The organism is Actinospica robiniae DSM 44927 (genome assembly GCF_000504285.1).
GTDB lineage: Bacteria > Actinomycetota > Actinomycetes > Streptomycetales > Catenulisporaceae > Actinospica > Actinospica robiniae.
Map to the genome: position 1 here is coordinate 3,389,625 of NZ_KI632511.1, position 18,873 is coordinate 3,408,497.

Genomic DNA, 18,873 nt, shown 5'->3' on the forward strand with positions numbered 1-18,873 from the left:
ATGGTGCCCTTTCTCGGATGCGGTCGGGCGCTCGTCAGTACTCGATGCGGTCGCGCCGCATCACCCGGCGCAGCAGCACCGTGATGACGGCGACCAGCAGCAGGCTGACGATGGCGGCGGCCGTGGCCAGGCCCAGCTGCGGCGCCGAGGCCTGCGGGAACGCCTCGGCGTAGATGTACATCGCGGTGTTCCATGTCTGCACCGGGGGCTGCGAGGAGTTGGTGCCGCCGTAAGTCAGGATCAGCTCGAAGACCTTCACCGAGCTGACCGTCCAGAGCACCGCGCAGACCGAGATGACGTCCCAGGCCATCGGCAGGGTGACGTGGCGGAAGCGCTGCCACGCGTTGGCGCCGTCCAGTTCCGCGGCCTCGTAGAGGTAGGTCGGGATCTGGTCGACGGCGGCCATGATGATCGCGGTGTAGTAGCCGGTGGCGGTCCACACCAGGGTCCCGACGATCATCGGGAAGAGGTTCTCGGTGGAGAGCCACAGCGGCGGCGTGGACCAGCCCAGGAACTTGAGCACCTGGTTGACCGGCCCGTCCGGGGAGAACAGGAAGCCGGCCGCGATGCCGAAGACGAGCGAGTTGACCAGGCAGGGGAAGAAGAGCACCGACCTGGCGAACAGCCGGCGGTTCATCTCGCGCAGCACCAGGGTCAGGCCGAGGGCGATGGCGAAGGTCAGCGCGCCGCCGACGATCAGGATCTTGAGGGTGTTGCCGAGCGAGGTGCGGAAGGCCGGATCCTCCCAGAGGATCCGATAGTTGCCGAAGCCCCGGTCGTGCATCGGGCTCATGCCGTCCCACTTGTAGAAGCTGGTGTAGACGGCGAAGCCGATCGGCACGAGGAAGAGCACGACGTAGAAGATCAGGGCCGGGGCGGCGAAGGGCCAGAAGGCCCGGCGGTACTGGCGTTCCAGCGGGGCCATCCCGGTGGGCCGGGGGGAGCCCCCGCGGACGCGTCGCGTCCGCGGGGAGTCCGAGATCAGCGTTGCCACGGTGCGATCAGCCCTCGGTCTTCCAGAAGCTGATCTGGCCGGACTTCATCGCGGCGATGAACTGCGCGGCGTTGATCTTGCCGTGCCAGAAGTCGAGGAAGTTCTGGTTGTAGACCTTGTTGTAGTAGTCGCCGGAGTCGGCGCCGCCGAAGTCGACCCGCAGGGTGGGGGCGGCCAGCGCCTTCTGCACGTCGCCCAGCTCGGCCGGGGCCGGGATGTCGGCGCGCGGGGTGATGTTGTCGGCGACCGTGGAGATCCCGGAGAGTTCCTTCTTCTGCATGAAGAAGGCGATGAACTGCTCGGCCGCGGTCGGGTTCTTGGCCCGCTTCGGGACCGCGAAGCCGAACGTGGTCACGTCGGCCTGGGTGGCGCCGGGCGGCAGGATCATGCCGAACTTCCAGCTCGAGGAGATCTCCTTGGCGACCTCGGAGGTCACGTAGCTGCCGTCCATGTAGAACCCGGCCTTGCCGCCGGCCCAGTTGGTCTCCTGCGCCGGGTACTTCGTGCCGGTGTAGGTCGGCACGATGTAGCCGCCAGTGATCAGCTGCTCGACATTGTCGACGGCGGTGGCGACCTTCGGGTCGTCCCAGGCCGCGCCGGTCTTATCGGCCGTCAGCTTGGCGAAGTCGATGCCCTGGGCGTCGAGCTCGTAGTCGAGGTAGAGGCCGTTGGTCCAGGAGTCCTCGCCCTCGGACGCGATGCAGGGCTCGCCCTTCGCCTTGAGCGCGGCGCAGACGCCGATGAACTGGGACCAGGTCGTCGGCGCGCTCGGCATCGCGGCCTGCATCGCCGGGTCGGCGGTGTTGTAGAACATGCCCGCGGAGGTGACCTCGTAGGGGATCACGTAGTTGCTGGTGCCGTCGGAGTCCTTGGTCTGCGTGGCCAGGTACTTGGCCGGGATGACGCTGCCGACGGTCACGTTCTCGCCGGGGATCGTCATGTTCAGCACCGAGCTGAGGTCGGCGGCCTGGCCTTCGGAGGCCGTGGCGCCGTACACCGTGCCGGAGGCGTTGTCCCACAGGTCGGGCGCCTTGTTGGCGGCGATCGCCGGGCCGATCTGCTTGGAGACGTTGCGCCCGGCCCAGGTGACGTTCACCTTGATGCCGGTCTGCTTGGTGAAGTCCGTGATGGCCTGCTGGAGAACCTTGGCCTGCGGTTCGTCCGAACGCCACATCGACCAGTAGGTGAAGCTTCCGCCTGCTTTCGCCCCGCCGCTCGAGCCGCCGCTGGAAGAACAGGCGGTGAGGCCGAGCGCGAGGGTCGCGGCCGTGGCTATGCCGAGGACGCGGGTGGTCCTGGAACTACTGCCCATCATTGGGTTCCTTCGTTCAAGGGGGGAGGCGGCGTCGGCCGATGGGGCCGGTCGACGAGATCCGCGGCAGAAAGATCGGTGCGTGGCACGGAACAGTACGGTGTTTTGGAGCGGTAAAACAAGTGTCTACTTGATAGATCTTTTGCAGCGCGGCCGAATCGTGACCATCAGCGCAGGTGAAATCGTCTAGATCTTGGCGTGATCGTCGGAAGCCGTTGACTCGCCGAAGATCGCTCGCTAGATTTTGGGCCCAGAGCTTTGGATCGGTACAAAATCTGCGAGGAGGTCTAGGGTTGTCCACCGTGGTGACGATGCGGGATGTGGCCGAACGTGCCGGGGTTTCGACGCAGACGGTGTCCAACGTCGTCTCCGGCGGAGCGCGCGTGCGGCCCGCGACCGAGGCCAAGGTCCGCGCCGCGATAGCGGAGCTCGGATACGTGCCGAACCTGGTCGCCCGGTCGCTCTCGACCGGCAGCACGATGACGGTGGGCCTGTTCGTGCCGACCACCGACGGCTGGTTCTACTCGGAGATCATCTCCGAGGTCGAGGACATCCTGGAGCAGGCGGGCTACCACCTGCTGCTGTGCACGACCAGGCTGGACGGCGAGCGGGCCAGGCGCCAGCTGGCCGGCCTGACCAGCCGTTCGGTGGACGCGCTGCTGATCGCCGGCGACCGGGACCTGATCGACCATCTGCCGCTGCTGGCCGACGCCCGCTTCCCGGTCGCGCTGTGCGCCTGGGAGACGGACGCGCCCGACACCTTCCCCGTCGTCACGGTGGACTACGAACAGGCCGGCTATCTGGCGGGCCGTCACCTGCGCGAGCTCGGGCACGAGCGGGTCGCCGTGCTGGCGAGTCCCGCGCACACCCGCCGCCTGGACGGCTTCCGCCGGGCGTTCGCCCGGGACGGGCTCACCGTGCCGGATTCCGCGGTCCAGTACGTGGCGGAGCCGACGATCGACGCCGCCTTCGCCGCCGCGAACCGGGCGCTCGCCGCCGACCCGGAGCTGACCGCCATCTTCGCCACCTACGAGGTGCTGGTGCACGGAGCGATGGATGCGGTGCAGGTCTCCGGCCGGTCGATCCCGGGTGACGTGTCGGTGGTCGGCCAGGACAACGTCCCGAAGGTGTCGCGGTCGCATCCGGCGCTGACGACGGTCTCGTTCCCGCGGCGGGAGATGGCCCGCCAGGCCATCGACGTCCTGCTGCGGGCGATCGCGGCCGGCGAGGCCCCGGGCAACTTCATCCAGATGCTGAGGCCCACGCTGGTCGTGCGCGACAGCAGCGGGCCGCCTCCGGCGGCGCGCGGAACTTCAGCATGCTGATACGTCCCGGCGAGCCTTGTCTCTGGTACCGGGAGCCGGCAGCCTCCTTCCTGGAGGCCCTCCCGCTGGGCGACGGCCGACTCGGAGCGATGGTCTACGGAGGTGCTCTCGCCGCAGCCATCGCAGAGGACGAGCACGCCGACGGAGCCACCGGCAGCCTGCTGGGCATGGGATCCACCGGCGCCCACTCGACGATGGCCGTACGTCGCGCCGCGTCCGCGGGCGGCGAGACCATCCAGTTGAACGCCGACACGCTGTGGTCCGGCGGCCCCGGACCACGCAATCGCCCGCACGCCGCCGACCACTTGGCAGCGCTGCGCGAGGCGGTCCTCGTCGAGCGCGACTACGCCCGCGCGGAGAAGACCGCGTCGCGGATGCAGGGCCCTTACGCCGAGGCGTATCAGCCGCTTGCGACATTGACTCTGGACTTCGGTGAATCTCACGCCGACGCCACCGACTACGTGCGCGTCCTCGAGCTGGATCGGGCGGTGCACACCGTCTCCTACCGCGTCGGCGATGCGAACATCCGGCGGGAGACGTTCGTCTCGGCCCCGGCCGGCGTACTGGTCACGCGGGTCACCTCGTCGACCCCCGGCAGTCTCGAACTGACCGCGCGGCTCAGCACCCCGCACCCGCGCGAGCGGATCGAGGCACCGGATGAGGCGACCCTCGTGGTCTCCGGCCGGGCGCCGTCTCATGTGGCCTTCAGCGAGGACGATCCGGTCCGCTACTCGCCGGACGAGGGCATGGGTTTCGGCGCCGGACTGCGCGTCGTCAGCGGCACCGGCTACATACGCTCGACACAGGACTCTGTGACTGTTACCGGCGCGGACGAGATCGTGTTGCTGGCCGCGGCCGACACCAATTATCAGGGCTATGCCAAGATGCCAGCCGGCCCGGACGACGGGCTCGTCCCCGATCTCATAACCCTGCTGGACGACTGCGCGACCAGGCCCTTCATCCAGCTGCGCGACGAGCATGTCGCCGACCACCAGCGGTTGTTCCGCAGTTCGGCGCTCACGCTCGTCGGCGAGGCCGCGTCTGCGGCTGCGGCCGCACAGCCCACTGATATACGGCTCGCTGCCGCACGCGCCGGCGCCGACGATCCGGGACTCGCGGCACTGCTGTTCGCCTACGGCCGCTATCTGCTGATCGCTTCGTCGCGTCCGGGCACCGAACCCGCGACGCTACAAGGCATCTGGAACCCGGACGTCGCACCGCCGTGGAACTCCCTGTGGACCACGAACATCAACCTGCAGATGAACTACTGGGCGGCCGAGACCACGGGCCTGTCCGACTGCCACGAGCCGCTGTTCGATCTGACCGCCGATCTTGCCCGGACCGGCGCCGCCACCGCAGCCGCGTACTACGGCGCGCGCGGCTGGGCGGTCCACCACAACGTCGACATCTGGCGCAGCGCCAACCCCGTCGCAGGCGAGCCGGTCTGGGCGAACTGGCCGATGGCCGGGCCCTGGCTCTGCGCCCATCTCTGGGACCACTACATCTTCGGAGCGGACCGCGCGTTCCTGGCCGAGCGCGCGTATCCGCTGATGCGTGGAGCAGCCCTGTTCCTGCTCGACCTTCTCACGCAAGACGACGCGGGAGACCTCGTCACCTGCCCGTCGACCTCGCCCGAACACCGCTTCCGGCTGCCGGACGGCACGCTCGCGGCGGTCTCCGCCGGGGCGACGATGGACTACTGGCTCACCGCCGAACTGTTTCAGAACACGGCGACAGCTGCCCGAGAACTGGGTATCGACGGCGACTTCGCTGAGGCCCTGGATACGGCTCGCGGCCGTCTGCGCAAGCCGACGATCGGCGCGGACGGACGGCTCCTCGAGTGGTGGGAGGACCTGCCCGAGGAAGACCCCGGCCATCGCCACATGTCCCACCTCTACGGGCTTTACCCGGGCACTGCGATCGATCCGCTGCGCGATCCCGCGCTCACCGAAGCCGCGCGCCGGTCACTCGCCCGACGTCTCGAACACGGCGGCGGCGGGACCGGCTGGAGCCTGGCCTGGGTCGCGGCACTCGCCGCACGCCTCGGCGACGGACGGCTGGCCCACGACTCCGTACGTTCCCTGATAAGCGGCTCGATCGCACCGAACCTCCTCGGTCTCCATCCCCCGGACCTGTTCCAGATCGACGGGAACTTCGGCACTACCGCGGCGATCGCCGAAATGCTCGTGCAGAGCCACAACGGCGTTCTGCGGCTGCTGCCCGCGCTCCCCGAATCGTGGCCCTCGGGCGAGTTCCGTGGCTGCCGTGCGCGCGGAGGCGTCGGCGTCGATGTCACCTGGGCGCACGGACTACTCGTCCACGCGACGCTGCGTCTGCCGCGTCTGCCTCGTCTGCCGCGTCTGCCTGGCGAAGAGCGATACAGCATGCTGCTTCCCGCTGCGACCCCGGACCTGGCCGTGACCGATGCCGAGGGCAACGCCGTCGAAGCGGTCGTCAGCCGCGAGGCGGACGGAATGCACCTGACGATCACGCCCCGCGGATCGCGAGTCATCCACCTTCGCCCCGCAGCGGGCTGCAGCCCGCCGAACGTATTCGACAAGAGTCCAAGTACCTCGTGAACCCGTGCATTGCGCAAAGATCAACTGCGCTAACAGGATGGTTGTCGTGACAGTTCAACCATCATCTGCGTCGACGCGAGTCCTCACTTCGAACGGATACCGCCTCGATCCCGATCCTCGGCGACTGGGCCGGTTGGAGCCGGTCTCGGAGGCCGAGCGCGAGGATTTCCCGGCGCTGCGGCTCAGGTTCGCCCGCGACGGCTACCTCTTCCTGCCGGGATTCTTCGATCCGGCGACGGTGAACGACTTTCGCCGGCACTACTTCGAGCAGCTGCAGCCCAGTGGCCTGACCCGCCCGGGCACGGACCCAGGTGAGGGCATCGCCGCGCAGCGGGACGTTCTCGACCGCGAGCAACTGCGCAGCATCCTGTTCCGGCAGATCGTCCCCGGCGCCGAGTACGACTCGTTGTGCCGTCACCCGAAGCTCGTGTCGTTCTACGAACAGTTCCTCGGCACCGGCGACCTCCACCTGCACCGCCGCAAGATCCTGCGGCACGTCGGTCCGGGCGAGGCCGGCATCGGCGTGGCGACCCAGGCGCACTACGACCTCGTCTACCTGCGTGAAGGCACCGACCGGGTCGTCTCGTCCTGGATCCCGCTGGGCGACTGCCCGATCGAGCGCGGACCGCTGATCTACCTGGAGGGTAGCCACCACGCCGTCCGGCGGCAGGAGACCGCGGGCACCCTGAAGCGTCCGGCCGCCTCGATGACCGCCGACCTCCCGGCGCTGGCCGAAGAGTACGACGCACGCTGGCTGGTCACCGACTTCTCCGCCGGCGACCTGATGATCCACGGCGCCCACATCATCCACGCCTCCCTCGACAACCACGACCCGAATGGCGTCATCCGCCTGTCCACCGACATCCGCTACCAGGCGGCCGATCAGGCGATCGACGCCCGCTGGCAGAACCACTGGCACGACGAGGACGGCCTGTGAGCGGGCTGAGCGTCCACTGCAGTGTGCTGACGCTTCCCGCCGAAGAGCAGTTGCCGGCGCGCTTGCAGCTCATCGCCGACGCTGGTTTCGACGGCGTGCAGACCGTGCCCCCGGACGCCGACGGCCGAGCCGTTTTCATCGAGGCTCTCGCGGAAACCGGTCTGGAAGCGTCGGGCTGCTGCCACCTCGCCGAGGACCAGCTGGCCGAGCCGATGTTCGAACGCGCCGTCGCGGCCGGAATGACCAGCCTCAACGCGCAGGTCAACGGTTACTGGCGGGACGACGACTGGCAGGACGCGCGCGTCACCGAGCTGCTCGACCTCAGCGCGCGTTACGAGCTGCCGTTCTTCCTCGAGACGCACCGCCACCGGCTCACCCAGGACATCCGGCGCACCATCGCGCTCATCGAGCGGCATCCCGCGCTCGCTCTGTGCGGAGACTTCAGCCACTACACGGTGATGTCCGAGCTGCGTGCCCCCTGGCCCGACGAATGGCGCGAGGCCTTGCACGGCCTCGCCCGACGCTGTGGCGAGGTCCACGCGCGCCTCAACGACGGCCAGCGCGTCCAAGACCCACTGCCGCTCGTCGGCGCGGCACAGCGCGAGGAGTTCTTCGAACTCTGGCGTACCGCCCGCGCGGCCTGGCCCGGCCCGAACTTCCTGGTGACCACGGAGCTCCTGCCGAGCTCCATCGGCTACGACACGACCGATCTGGACGGCCGGCCGATCGGCGACATCTGGGCGGACAGTCGCAGCCTGCTGGCCGCGATCACCGCCGGATCAGCGTGATCCCTAGCAGGGAGACGATGACCGCCAACGCGTCGCCCTCCACCTCGGAGCGGGCCGCATCGACTGGATCTGCGGCGTATACGTCGAATCCGCCGATGCGGGCCGGCCGACTGTCGCAGTGTTCGGCGACTCCCTGACCAATGGCGACGGCAGCACCCCCGGCACCCACAACCGATTCACCGATCACCTCGCCCGCCGACTCGGTTGCAGCGTGTTGAACTTCGGGATCGGCGGCAACCGCTTGCTCCGCAACGGCTTCGGCGCCGCCGGTCTCACCCGTTTCGAGCACGACGTGCTGGGTGTTCCCGGCGTGACCCACGCGGTCGTCGAACTGGGCGTCAACGACCTCATCCAGGCTGCTCTCTTCGACCAGCCGCTGCCTCGGCTCCGCGACTTGATGGCCTACGACAGTGGCGACCGTGTGCATACGAACGACGCGGGCTACCGGGCTATCGCAGCGGCCTTTGACGCAGCCTGGCTGGAGGCGTGACAGCAAGACAGGTGGCGTGCGAACATTCCGCGCGACGCCGTCCCCTCGGGCACCGGGACCGACTCCTCGAGGAGGCCGGCCGAGCGAAACCGGTGCCAGAGTTCTGCGGGAACGATCGCACGCGCCTGCTTCACCGCGTCGCGCACCTCGTCGGCGGTGCGCGCGCCGATCAGGACACTGCTGACGGCCGGATGGCCGGTCGGGAACTGCAACGCAGCCGCGCGCAGCGTCGCTCCGTGTTCCGCACACAGCACCTGCATGCGCAGCGTCCGCGTCAACACGTCCTCGGGCACCGCGCCGTAGTCATAGGTGGGCGCGCGCTGCGGGTCGGCCAGGAGGCCGGAGTTGAACACCCCGCCGACGACCACTGAGACTCCGCGTGCCTGCGCGACCGGCAGCAACTCGTCCAACCCTTCCTGGTCGAGCAGGGTATAGCGCCCAGCGAGCAGAACGACGTCGATGTCGGTCTCCCGCACGAACCGGGCCGGAAGCTCAGCCCGGTTCATGCCGATGCCGATCGCGCCGATCACGCCTTCCGACCGAAGCTCCTCAAGGGCCGGATACGCGGCATCAAGGGCCTGCTCTGCGTGGTCGTCCGGGTCGTGCAGGTAGACGATGTCGATGCGGTCGATATCGAGGCGGCGCAGAGATTCGGCGAGCGAGCGGCGTACACCGTCGGCGCTGAAGTCCCAGCGACGACGGTGCGTGGCGGGAACGGCGAATCCGTTGGTCAGATCATCGCCGGCCGGGCGCTCGACCGGTTCGAGGACGCGGCCGACCTTGGTCGACAGCGTGTAGCTGTCGCGAGGGCGCTGTCGCAGTGCACTGCCGAGGCGTTGTTCCGACAGGCCCAGGCCGTAGTGAGGCGCGGTGTCGAAGTAGCGGATTCCGGCTTCCCAGGCGGCATTCACCGCAGCGTGCGCGGCGGCTTCGGTCACCGGGGCGTACAGATTACCTATGCCGGCCGCGCCGAAGGAGAGTTCTGTGACGGGGACCGAGCTTCGACCGAGGGTACGCCCGTCCGACAAGTCGGCATGCAGCGTGCTCACGCGACTCGCCGATCGTCAATGGCGTCGAAGTCCCAGTCGATGCCGATGCCCGGGGTGTCGGGGGCGACCGCGTGGCCGTCCTCGATCCTCATCTGGCCGTGCGTGATCGCCCGCAGCTGCGGTATGTGCTCCACATAGCGCCCGTTCGGGACCGCGGCGACCAGGCTGACGTGCAGCTCCATCAGAAAGTGCGGGCAGACGTGGACGTTGAAGGCCTCCGCGGTGTGCGCGACCTTCAGCCACGGCGTGATCCCGCCCACCCGCGCCGCGTCGACCTGCACGATCGACGCGGCACCACGCGCCAGGTATTCCCGGAACTGGGCCACGGAGTACATCGACTCGCCCACGGCGATGGGGATCGCGGTACCCCGAGCCAAGGCCTCGTGCCCGGCCACGTCGTCGGCCGGCAGCGGCTCCTCGAACCAGGACAACCCCAACGGCTCGAACGCTGCCGCGCGCCGCCGCGCCTCGGCCTGCGTCATCGACTGGTTGGCGTCGACCATGATGTCCATGCCAGCACCGACCGCATCCCGCACCGCCGTCAGCCGCTCGACGTCCTCATCCAGCCGCGGCTTGCCCACCTTCAGCTTCACCCCGGGCCACCCGGCGGCCTGCGAGGCTCGCGCGCCCGCAACAAGCTCGTCGGTGGACAGGTGCAGCCAGCCGCCTTCGGTGTCGTAGAGCGGCACCTTGGGCCGGAAACCCCCGGCCAGCCGCCACAACGGCTCACCCGCGCGCGTGCAGCGCAAGTCCCATAGAGCAGTGTCGACGGCCGCCAGCGCCAGCGAGGTGATGGCGCCGACGGTCGTGGCCCTCGTCGAGGCGAACAGATCGAACCAGACGCGCTCCACCAACGCTGCGTCCGCGCCGATCAACCTCGGCAGCAGATGCTCGCGCAGCATGGCCAGCACCGAGGTGCCGCCGGTGCCGATCGTGTAGGAGTATCCGATGCCCTTGTTGCCATCGTTCGTGGTCACCTCGACGAAGACGGTCTCCTGCTTGACGAAGGACTGGACCGCGTCGGTCCGCACCGTCTCCACTTCCAGATCGACCAGCCAGGCAACCGCGTCGACGATTTCGATCATGTCCCGCATCCTCAGATCCTATATTTTCTGTATTCCTGGCGGTCGGATACTCGGGGCTTGCGCCGGACAGATCCGCCCATCGACTGCAGATCATATAGGATTCTTGCAGGAACGATAATGGTGGGCCGCAGCAGAAGAGCCGAGGAAGGATGACGCCGATGCCGCCGTCGCAGCGCACGGTACTGACCGAGACGGTCTACGACCTGATCAGGCGGCGCTTGGTCGACCGCGACATCGAGCCGGGCAGCAAGCTCAACATCCACTCCCTCAGCCTCGACCTGGACGTCTCCCCCACCCCGGTGCGGGAGGCTCTCGCCCGCCTCGAAGCCGACGGGCTGGTCGTCAAGCGAAGCCTCGCCGGATACGCCGCCGCGCCCCTGCTCAGCTCCGAGCAGCTGGAAGACCTGTTCGAGATGCGGCTGCTGCTGGAACCCGCCGCGGCCTCCCGCGCCGCGACCCGCATCAGCGAAGCCGACCTCGCCAGGCTCGACGAGCTGCTGGACGGGATGCGCCGCTCTGCTGGGGGCAGAAGCGACAAGCGGACGCTGAACCTTTTCGTCCACCACGACACTCTGTTCCACGAGCAGATCGCGGCCTCCGGAGCCAATGCCCTGATGTCCGACACGCTTCGCCGCCTGCATTCCCACACGCACCTCTACCGGCTGCACTTCGACGGCGAGATGGCGGCGGCAACCTGCCGGGAACACGAACGCATCGTCGAGGCATTGCGGGAAGCGGAGCCCGACACCGCCGCCGGCGCGATGCGCACGCACATCCGCCGAGCGCAGGATCGGATCGGCGACCCGCGCACGTCATAAGCGTGTAGAGGACGAGAAGTCGGCTCCGTCTCATGAGTGTCGGCGGCCATACGGGCCAGCGGACACGAGAGGAGCAGGACGATGACCAAGGTGACCGCGCAGATGTCGGTGTCCCTCGACGGGTTCTACACCGGACCGCGAGACCCGCAGCACCCCGAAGACATGAGCGGATGGATGAGCGGCCCCGAAGCGCCCGGATTCTTCCGGGTCAGCCGCTGGGTGGTCGACGCCATGGCCTGGCGCGAGCGGCAGGGCTTCGCCGGCGGGGAGCAGTCGGTCAACTCGGAGATCGTCAAGGAGACGTTCGCGGCGGCCGGCGCGTATGTCATGGGCCGGCGTATGTTCGACGCCGGCGAGGTGCCGTGGGGCGAGGAGCCGCCGTTCCACGCGCCGGTGTTCGTCGTCACGCACCGAGGCCGGGAAGTGCTCGAACGCCGGGGCGGCACCACCTTCACCTTCGTCACCGAGGGACTCGAGCGGGCCATCGAGCTGGCCCGGGTCGCGGCGGGCGGCAAGGACGTGCAGGTGGCCGGCGGCGGGGAGCTCGTGCGCCAAGTGCTGGCGGCCGGACTGCTCGAGCAGCTCGAGCTGCACATCGCGCCGGTGCTCCTCGGTGACGGCCAGCGCCTGTTCGACCCCAGCCTCGGCCTCGGCGCCGACGACGGCATCGAACTGATCCCGACCCGGATCGTCGAGGCGCCCGACGTCACCCACCTTCGCTACGCCGTCATCGGGCGGTCGAAGCTGGTGCTCGACGATCGCGGCGCCAGCGGCGAGCTGGTCGGGCAGGCCCGGTCAGAGGACTAGTCCCACCAGAACGCCCAGAGGTTGGCATCGATGATTCCGTCGACGTACTCGGGGAAAGAGTCTGAGTTCTGATTGACGTTGTCGGGCGCGAAGGCAAAGTGCTCGCAGGCGACGTGTGCGGCCTGGGGCCGGTCGGTCGGTGGGGCGGCGACGCTGACGAACAGGGTGTCGGGCCTCATCGCGATCGGCTGCGCGCCGAAACGGCGCGCCCAGCTGCTCAGCATCGCGACCAGGCCAGCAGTGTGCTCGGGCGCCGGGAGGCCGCGCAACACGCAGCGGGACGCGATCAGCGCGTCGATGCTGGAGACGGCCGGGACCAGAACCATCCGCGATTGCCGGAACCACTCGTTGGCCAAGAGGAACTCGACCATGCCGTTCGCGTACTGATCGGGATGGCCTTCCCAGGTCGCGGCGGGCGCGAGCCCGGGCCAGTCGGTGCCGGCCGGAGCGAGACCGGAGACGCGCTCATGCGGCTCGTAGTATTCGTTCTCCTCGTTCTCGGTGATCTCGCCGAGCCAGGCGTCGGCCAGCAGGCTCTCCGGATCGAGCTCGGGAAAATCCTGCTCCGACCCTCTGTCGAGGTGCCAACCCGGCGTCTGCTCTTCCAGGCGGTAGTCGAGGTGCTCCACGCCTGCCGGCGACCCGTCGCTGTCGAGGAGCAGCGGCCAAAGGCCGCTCACCGCGAACCCGGCACGCGCCCACGCCATGTCCTCGGACGTGGGCGCGCCCTCGCCGATCCAGAACAGCGGCCCGTCATCAGGGACCTCGACCAAGTGCCCCGGCGGCAGAGCACGTATGGCCAGCCCTATCGAGGCACCGCTCGCGTCTCGCGCCAGCTTGAGAAGCGGCGCAACGCGATCAGCAGTCATGACAGCAATCGTAGGCACCGGCACTGACACGTATTGATTGTCCTGATGCGCCGTCAGTCCGCCAGTCCGTTGAGGCGCGCCATCTCGTTCGGGCCGAGGCTGACGTCGAGCGTGGCGAGGTTCTCCGCGAGGTGCACGGGATCGGCGGTGCCTGGGATCAGCACCGTGCGCTCGTAGTGGGCCAGCAGCCAGGCCAAGCCGACCTGCGACGCGGTGGCGCCGAGTTCGCGTGCCACCGCGAGGACCGTGGCGTCCTCGGTCACCTTGCGGTATCCGGGGAACGCCGAGCCGAGCGGGATGTACGGAATCCAGGCGATGCCGTGCTCGCGGCACGTCTCGAGCACGGGTTCGGTTGCTCGATCCAGCAGGTTGTACGCGTTCTGCACGGCCTCGATTCCGACCGGAAGCGCTTGCCGCAACTGGTCTGCGTCCACGTTGCTGAGCGCGATCGAGCGGATCTTGCCGGCCTCGCGCAGTGCGGCGAGTTCGGTGAGCTGGTCGTCGAGATCAACCCTCTGTTCGCCCTCGGCGATGATTCCGGGCGCGAAGTCGAGGCGACGCAGGTAAACCAGGTCCAGGCGCTCGACTCCGAGGCTGCTGAGGTTCGCCTCGACCTGCTGGCGCAACTCTTCGGGGCGCTGCGCCGGGACGAGACCACCCTCGGCGGCGTTGTCGGCACCCACCTTCGTCGCGATGACGAGGTTGTCCGGGTACGGCGCGAGCGCTTCGCGGATCAGCTCGTTGCAGGCGCCGGCGCCGTAGAAGAAGGCCGTGTCGAAATGGTTCGCACCCGAGCGCGCGGCCAGCCGCAGAACGTCGACGGCGGTGTCCGGCGAGACGTGGCCGCCATGCGTCAGCTGCATCGCGCCGTAGCCGATGCGGGCGATGTCGCGTCCGGCGAGGTGGACGGTGGTGGCGTTGCTCGGTGTCATGAGGGCTCCCGTCCTGGCATAGTGGAGCGGAGAAAAAGCGGAGGATCCTCCGCTCTCCTCAGACTAGCAGATTCGGAGGACCCTCCGGATAATGGCCGAAGACAACACGGCACGGCGTCCGCGCGCCGACGCGCAGCGCAACCGGGAGCGACTGCTCGAAGCGGCCCGCGACGCCTTCGCCGCCGCGCGCGCTACCGGGCAGCAGCAGGTGACGCTCGATCAGGTCGCGCGGCAGGCCGGTGTCGGCATCGGCACGCTCTACCGGCACTTCCCCAGCCGCGAAGCGCTCGTCGAGGCGCTGTACCGCGAAGAAGTCGAGCAACTGTGCGCACGCGTGGAGAGCCTGCTCGCGGCGCACCGCCCCGACGTGGCGCTGCGGAAGTGGATGGACTGCTTCGCCGACTACGTGGAGGCGAAGCAGGAGATGGGCGACGCCCTGCGCGCACTGATCGACGCAGGCGTGGTGACGGCGGCGAAGTCGCGCGAGCGGCTCGCCGGTGCGTTGCGGCACCTGCTGGACTCCGGCGCGGCCGATGGAACGTTGCGGGCTGACTTGCGGCCCGAGGATCTCGTCACCGCCATCGTCGGCGTCGTCTCGGCCACTGCGATTGCCGGAGGTCGCGAACAACTCGGGAGATTGTTCGACCTCGTACTCGACGGAGCGCGCAAGCGCGTTGGGGAAGGCGCTACTGCGGATTGATGGTCGGCTGGGTGCTCGTGGGCGTGGTGGCCTGTGGGTTCGGGGTGGTCGTGGTGGTGTGGGCGGCCGCTTCGCGCCGCCCGGTTTGTCTGACCACCCGCCCACCCGTTGCGTTGGCGGGGCGAGCCGGAGTTTCAAGATCTCGCCTCCGGCGCGGGCCCTTCCCTCGGAGAGAATGCCGGAGTCTGTGGGGTGCTGCCGTTGGAGGGGCGGGCTGTGGTCCGGGGTGGCCGGGTTGCGGGTGTGTCCTCTCTCCTCGGTCGGTCCCCGGAGGCAATCAGGAACCTGCCGGGAGCTCAAGCGGCGGAGGTTTCCGCTCATGGTCGATCTTGCATCGCGCCGCTTGACCTCCCGACAGAACCCTGATCGGGCTTCGCCTGCCCGACCGAGGAGAGAACCCACCCCCTGAGGTCCAGTGCGAGCTGCGCTCGGGCCGGATCCCGTCCCGCGGCCCGGTCGCGCCCGATCCGGAAGAATCCTGCATCACCTGATCCGCGATCTCGACTCCCGATCCGGGCGAAGAGGTCGGCGCTCGGATCGCGCTTGATGGGGAGTTCTGCATCGCCCTGGCCCGATCCACCCGGTGCTCACGCGCTGCGCTCGATCGCGCAACCCGGTCGTACCCCAAGGGGAAATCCTGCACCGCTTTCGACCACACCCCTGACGCCATCTGCGCTTCCACCCCGTCCACCCCGTTCCGTCACAAGTCCCGACAACCTTCGTACGCTTCCATGCTAGACGCCACCACCGACAAAAGCCGCGAATCCAACTTTTACTGGATAAGAATAAACTCTGGATATTCCGGGCACTCGTGCGTGTTCTCCGGCGTTGAAAGAGTAGAGAAGGAATGAGCGGCCCAGAACGGTGATGCAGGATTCTTCCGCACCGAACACGACCGGGCCACGGGCCGGGACTCGGCCCGAGCGCAGCTCGCACCGGACCTCAGGGGGTGGGTTCTCTCCTCGGTCGGGCAGGCGAAGCCCGATCAGGGTTCTGCCGGGAGGTCAAGCGGCGCCCTGCAAAAACCACCACCAGCACAAACCACCGCCGCTTGACCTCCCGGCAGGTCCCTGATTGCCTCCGGGGACCAACCGAGGAGAGAGCACACCCCCGACACCCGACCACCCCGAACCCCAGCCCGCCCCACCAACGCCAGCACCCCACAAACCCCGGCATCTCTCTCCGAGAGAAGGGCCCGCGCCGGAGGCGGAATCTTGAAACCCCAGCCCACCCCACCAACGCAACGGGTGGGCGGGCGGTCAGACGAAACCGGGCGACGCGAAGCGGCCGCCCACACCCAGACAACCACCCCGACCCCACAGGCCGCCACACCCCGCGAGCACTCAGCCAATCATCAAGTCGCGTTAGTGTTCGCATCCGCTCGCACCCCGCCGCCGGAACGCGGTCCGGCGGCGGACACTAACGCTCGGGCGCCCGCGTTCATGGCAGTAAGCTGATGCTCAGCGAAGGTACGGCGAGAACGCGGAACGGGCGAACGGCATGGACGATTGGGAGATGGCTCGGCTCGGGATCCGGGCCGTGCGCACGGTGGCCAGATTCGCCGAACAGCAGCAGCGGGCGCGTGAGCGGGAGCTGAAACAGGCCTCGAAGGACGACGAGGCGGCGCGCAGGCGGAAGCGCCCCGCACAGGGCGCGCGGCCCGCGCACCCGCGGCAGAACGGCGCCCCGGGCAGCGAGGACGTCGATGCTGATGAGGCGAACGCTCCGGTGTGCCAGCCCGAGTTCGCGATGCCCGTGAATGCGGACGGCGAGATCCCGGACGATTTCCTGCCCAAATTCTGACGCGGACAGCAGAAGCGAACGCGGCAGAAGCCGGCCCAGACCGTAGCCTGGGCCGGCTTGCGCTCCCGCGATGCCGCGGGATTGTTACTCAACTAGTTGTTAGAACAGATCCCGCCGTTGATGGAGAAGGCGGCCGGGGCGCCGTCCTGGCCGGTGTCGGTGCCGTTGAAGCCGATGCTGACGGTGCCGCCGTTAGCGGCGATGGCGCCGTTCCAGCTGGCGTTGGTCACCGTGACGGTTTGGCCGCTCTGCGTCCAGTTCCCGTTCCAGCCGGACCCGATGCCCTCGCCGGCGTCAGGCCAGGTGAACGTGAGTGTCCACCCATTGATCGCGGTTGTGGAGTTGTTCGTCAGGACGATGCTCGCACCGAAGCCTCCAGGCCAGCTGTTGCTGATGGCGAAGTGGACGGCGCACGAGGCGCCAGCCGGGGGCGGGACCGTGAATGTGGCAGGTGACGATGGGATCGACGCGTTGCCCTGCGTGTCCACGGCGACCACGTCATAGCTGTAGCTCTGGCCGATCGTCAGCCCACTGAGATTGAGGGTCGTCGCGGTGGGGCTGGCTACCAGCGTCGAGCTTCCGGAGGCACCGAGGCGGTAGACCTGGTACTTGGCCACGGGGTAGGTACCCGCGGTGGCGGCGGGCCAGGTGAGGGTGGCCGTGCCGGAGGTGTTGCTCGCAGTGGTCGAACTCAGGTTGGAGACAGCCGGCTGGCCGGGCGCGCTCGGCGCCGCTGCGACGGTGCCGCCGCTGCCGGGGATCTGCAGCACCGTGAGGGTGTACGGAGCCACCGTCACGGATGATGCAGAGCTCTGCGTCGCCGACGTGATCGCGGTCGCGTTGTTCGCCAGGGTGTACGTGGTCGTCGTGCCGGATGGCGTGAAGCCGCTGTAGCTCAGGCTGGCCGTGTACGAGTTCGTCGGATCCTCGTTGTCGATCAGGACCGTGAGCGTCCCGTTCGCCTTGCGTACCGCGTGTACGCGGACGAGTGCGTTTCCCGAGGTCGAGCTGACCATCTCGTCGCCGGGCGCGGCGAGCTTGGTGAGCATCTGGACGCCGTAGTACGAGTCGAAGGGCGTATCGAGCGGAGGCTCGGTGACGCCGCTTCCGTTGGTGCCGGAGGAGAACATGCCGCCGTCGCCGTAGTCCTGCGCGCCGTCGACGGTGCTGGGCGTGCCCGGGCCGTTGTGCTGGTCCCACCAGTCCACGTTGAGCGCGCCGTCTTCGAGCCATGACATGTACATGTCCGCGCTGAAGAGGGCCGCGGGCATGGTGTCCTGGTCGATGGTGTTGTCGCTTTCGGTCACCATGATCGGCACGTTCGCCGGGTTGACGCCCGCGTACTGGCTGATCTCGGACTTGAGCGAGGTGACGATGCCGGAGATGTCGGTGGTGGTGGCCAACATCTGCGCTGTCGTCATGCCGGAGTAGGCCGGGTAGTAGTGCACGATGACGCAGTCCGTCTTCGAGCCCAGCGCCGAGAGCACCGTCTGGTTCCACGGCAGCGGGCTAGTAGTCGAGTTCGTGACGCCGTCCGGCCAGAACCCGGGCGTGGTCAGCACCGCGCAGACGTGGATGTTCGGGTCGGCCGCCTTCATCGCGGACATGTAGCTCAGGACGCCGCTCGCGTACGTACTCGGCCCGCAGTTATAGGTCTGGCTCGGCTCGCTGCCGATCGTCACCGCGCCACCGGAAGCCGCCGTGGTGCAGTGGCTGTCCGTCTCCCAGTTCGCGCCGTACGTGCCGTTGCCGTAGACCTCGTTGCCGACTTCCCAGTACTTGATGTTGTAGTTGTTGGTCACATCCGCGTTCTGCACCCACGCCGCGGCCAACGCCGCCGTACCAGTGCCGTAGTTCGTCGTGATGATCGGGCTGGCGCCGGTGGCCTGAGCCGTGCCCATGAAGTCGGTGAAGCTCGTGTTGGGGGCGTCGTAGCCGCCGGTGACGGTGTTGGTCTCCCAGTTGTAGCCGTCCGAGTATCCGCCGCCGGGGTAGCGCAGAGCGTCGATTCCGGCAGCCTTGATCAGTCCGGGCGCGGCAGCGTTGTTCATGTTGCCGTCGTACACGGCGGTGTTCAGGCCGATGGCGTTGGATGCCACCTGGCCGAGACCGGTGGTGCTGTTCACGGTGATCGCGACACCGGTGGCGGCCTCGGCGGGCGAGGCGGTGAGCCCGCCGGGAACGGCCAGGGCTGCGATCACCGCCAACGCGGACGCGAGTGCTGTGCGCCGCCGGTTCCGCGGTGCGCGGATCTTGTTGATCGGCACGAAGACTCTCCTTGAGTGGGTCGGAAGCCGTGCATCATTAGTGATCTGCGAGACTTTCCGCAGGATCGTGAGAAAGTTTCGCGCTTACTGTCGAGCAACTTTCTCGGCGAGAGTAGTC

At 68.3% G+C, this 18,873-nt stretch carries 16 protein-coding genes; 9 read left to right on the top strand and 7 right to left on the bottom strand.

What is annotated here, in order from left to right:
- Positions 1–34 precede the first annotated feature (34 nt).
- Both ACTRO_RS14420 and ACTRO_RS14425 read right to left on the bottom strand, forming a co-directional pair.
- Positions 35–994: a carbohydrate ABC transporter permease gene (locus ACTRO_RS14420; RefSeq protein WP_034263591.1), complete on the bottom strand. Its 960-nt coding sequence runs from the start codon at positions 992–994 to the stop codon at positions 35–37.
- 7 nt (positions 995–1,001) lie between these two features.
- The gene (locus ACTRO_RS14425; RefSeq protein WP_034263592.1) at positions 1,002–2,306 is read right to left on the bottom strand and encodes an ABC transporter substrate-binding protein; all 1,305 of its coding nucleotides are present in this window, start codon (positions 2,304–2,306) and stop codon (positions 1,002–1,004) included.
- A gap of 302 nt (positions 2,307–2,608) precedes the next feature.
- Here ACTRO_RS14425 and ACTRO_RS14430 point away from each other — a divergent pair, with 302 nt between their 5' ends.
- From ACTRO_RS14430 to ACTRO_RS14450, 5 genes are all read left to right on the top strand, one after another.
- Complete coding sequence (locus ACTRO_RS14430; RefSeq protein ID WP_034274853.1) at positions 2,609–3,631, top strand: LacI family DNA-binding transcriptional regulator; 1,023 nt, start codon at positions 2,609–2,611, stop codon at positions 3,629–3,631.
- On the top strand, positions 3,625–6,210 hold the full coding sequence (locus ACTRO_RS14435) for a glycoside hydrolase family 95 protein (protein WP_051450833.1): 2,586 nt from the start codon (positions 3,625–3,627) through the stop codon (positions 6,208–6,210). Before ACTRO_RS14430 ends, ACTRO_RS14435 begins: the two co-directional genes overlap by 7 nt.
- A 133-nt stretch (positions 6,211–6,343) precedes the next feature.
- Positions 6,344–7,147 (top strand): phytanoyl-CoA dioxygenase family protein, encoded by an 804-nt coding sequence (locus ACTRO_RS14440; RefSeq protein WP_211244246.1) that lies wholly within the window; start codon positions 6,344–6,346, stop codon positions 7,145–7,147.
- Entirely contained in the window at positions 7,144–7,935 is a 792-nt protein-coding gene (locus tag ACTRO_RS14445) for a sugar phosphate isomerase/epimerase family protein (RefSeq protein ID WP_034263594.1), read from the top strand. The genes ACTRO_RS14440 and ACTRO_RS14445 overlap by 4 nt, the downstream gene beginning before the upstream one ends.
- Positions 7,936–8,053: 118 nt before the next feature.
- Positions 8,054–8,425, top strand: coding sequence for an SGNH/GDSL hydrolase family protein (locus tag ACTRO_RS14450; RefSeq protein WP_034263595.1), 372 nt, complete (start codon positions 8,054–8,056; stop codon positions 8,423–8,425).
- On the opposite strand, the gene ACTRO_RS14455 is transcribed toward ACTRO_RS14450, so the two are convergent.
- Together ACTRO_RS14455 and ACTRO_RS14460 are read right to left on the bottom strand one after the other, a co-directional pair.
- Positions 8,377–9,465, bottom strand: a complete 1,089-nt coding sequence (locus tag ACTRO_RS14455) for an aldo/keto reductase (RefSeq protein WP_084317075.1) — start codon at positions 9,463–9,465, stop codon at positions 8,377–8,379. The two genes, ACTRO_RS14450 and ACTRO_RS14455, sit on opposite strands and share 49 nt — an antisense overlap.
- 5 nt (positions 9,466–9,470) lie before the next feature.
- Complete coding sequence (locus ACTRO_RS14460; protein WP_034263596.1) at positions 9,471–10,559, bottom strand: mandelate racemase/muconate lactonizing enzyme family protein; 1,089 nt, start codon at positions 10,557–10,559, stop codon at positions 9,471–9,473.
- A gap of 158 nt (positions 10,560–10,717) precedes the next feature.
- Between ACTRO_RS14460 and ACTRO_RS14465 the strand changes: the two genes are divergently transcribed.
- Positions 10,718–11,377 (top strand): GntR family transcriptional regulator, encoded by a 660-nt coding sequence (locus ACTRO_RS14465; RefSeq protein WP_169739897.1) that lies wholly within the window; start codon positions 10,718–10,720, stop codon positions 11,375–11,377.
- A gap of 81 nt (positions 11,378–11,458) precedes the next feature.
- Positions 11,459–12,184 carry a dihydrofolate reductase family protein gene (locus tag ACTRO_RS14470; RefSeq protein WP_034263598.1) on the top strand — a complete coding sequence of 242 codons (726 nt, stop codon included), beginning with the start codon at positions 11,459–11,461 and terminating at the stop codon, positions 12,182–12,184.
- On the opposite strand, the gene ACTRO_RS14475 is transcribed toward ACTRO_RS14470, so the two are convergent.
- Together ACTRO_RS14475 and ACTRO_RS14480 are read right to left on the bottom strand one after the other, a co-directional pair.
- Positions 12,181–13,083 (bottom strand): DUF4253 domain-containing protein, encoded by a 903-nt coding sequence (locus ACTRO_RS14475; RefSeq protein WP_157436194.1) that lies wholly within the window; start codon positions 13,081–13,083, stop codon positions 12,181–12,183. The genes ACTRO_RS14470 and ACTRO_RS14475 overlap by 4 nt on opposite strands.
- Before the next feature lie 23 nt (positions 13,084–13,106).
- Entirely contained in the window at positions 13,107–13,985 is an 879-nt protein-coding gene (locus tag ACTRO_RS14480; protein ID WP_034263600.1) for an aldo/keto reductase, read from the bottom strand.
- 91 nt (positions 13,986–14,076) lie between these two features.
- Between ACTRO_RS14480 and ACTRO_RS14485 the strand changes: the two genes are divergently transcribed.
- Together ACTRO_RS14485 and ACTRO_RS14490 are read left to right on the top strand one after the other, a co-directional pair.
- The gene (locus ACTRO_RS14485) at positions 14,077–14,685 is read left to right on the top strand and encodes a TetR/AcrR family transcriptional regulator (protein ID WP_034263601.1); all 609 of its coding nucleotides are present in this window, start codon (positions 14,077–14,079) and stop codon (positions 14,683–14,685) included.
- A gap of 1,500 nt (positions 14,686–16,185) precedes the next feature.
- The gene (locus ACTRO_RS14490; RefSeq protein WP_034263602.1) at positions 16,186–16,488 is read left to right on the top strand and encodes a hypothetical protein; all 303 of its coding nucleotides are present in this window, start codon (positions 16,186–16,188) and stop codon (positions 16,486–16,488) included.
- Between the two features lie 92 nt (positions 16,489–16,580).
- Here the strand turns inward: ACTRO_RS14490 and ACTRO_RS14495 are convergent, their stop codons facing one another.
- The gene (locus ACTRO_RS14495) at positions 16,581–18,755 is read right to left on the bottom strand and encodes a cellulose binding domain-containing protein (RefSeq protein WP_051450835.1); all 2,175 of its coding nucleotides are present in this window, start codon (positions 18,753–18,755) and stop codon (positions 16,581–16,583) included.
- Between the last annotated feature and the right edge of the window lie 118 nt (positions 18,756–18,873).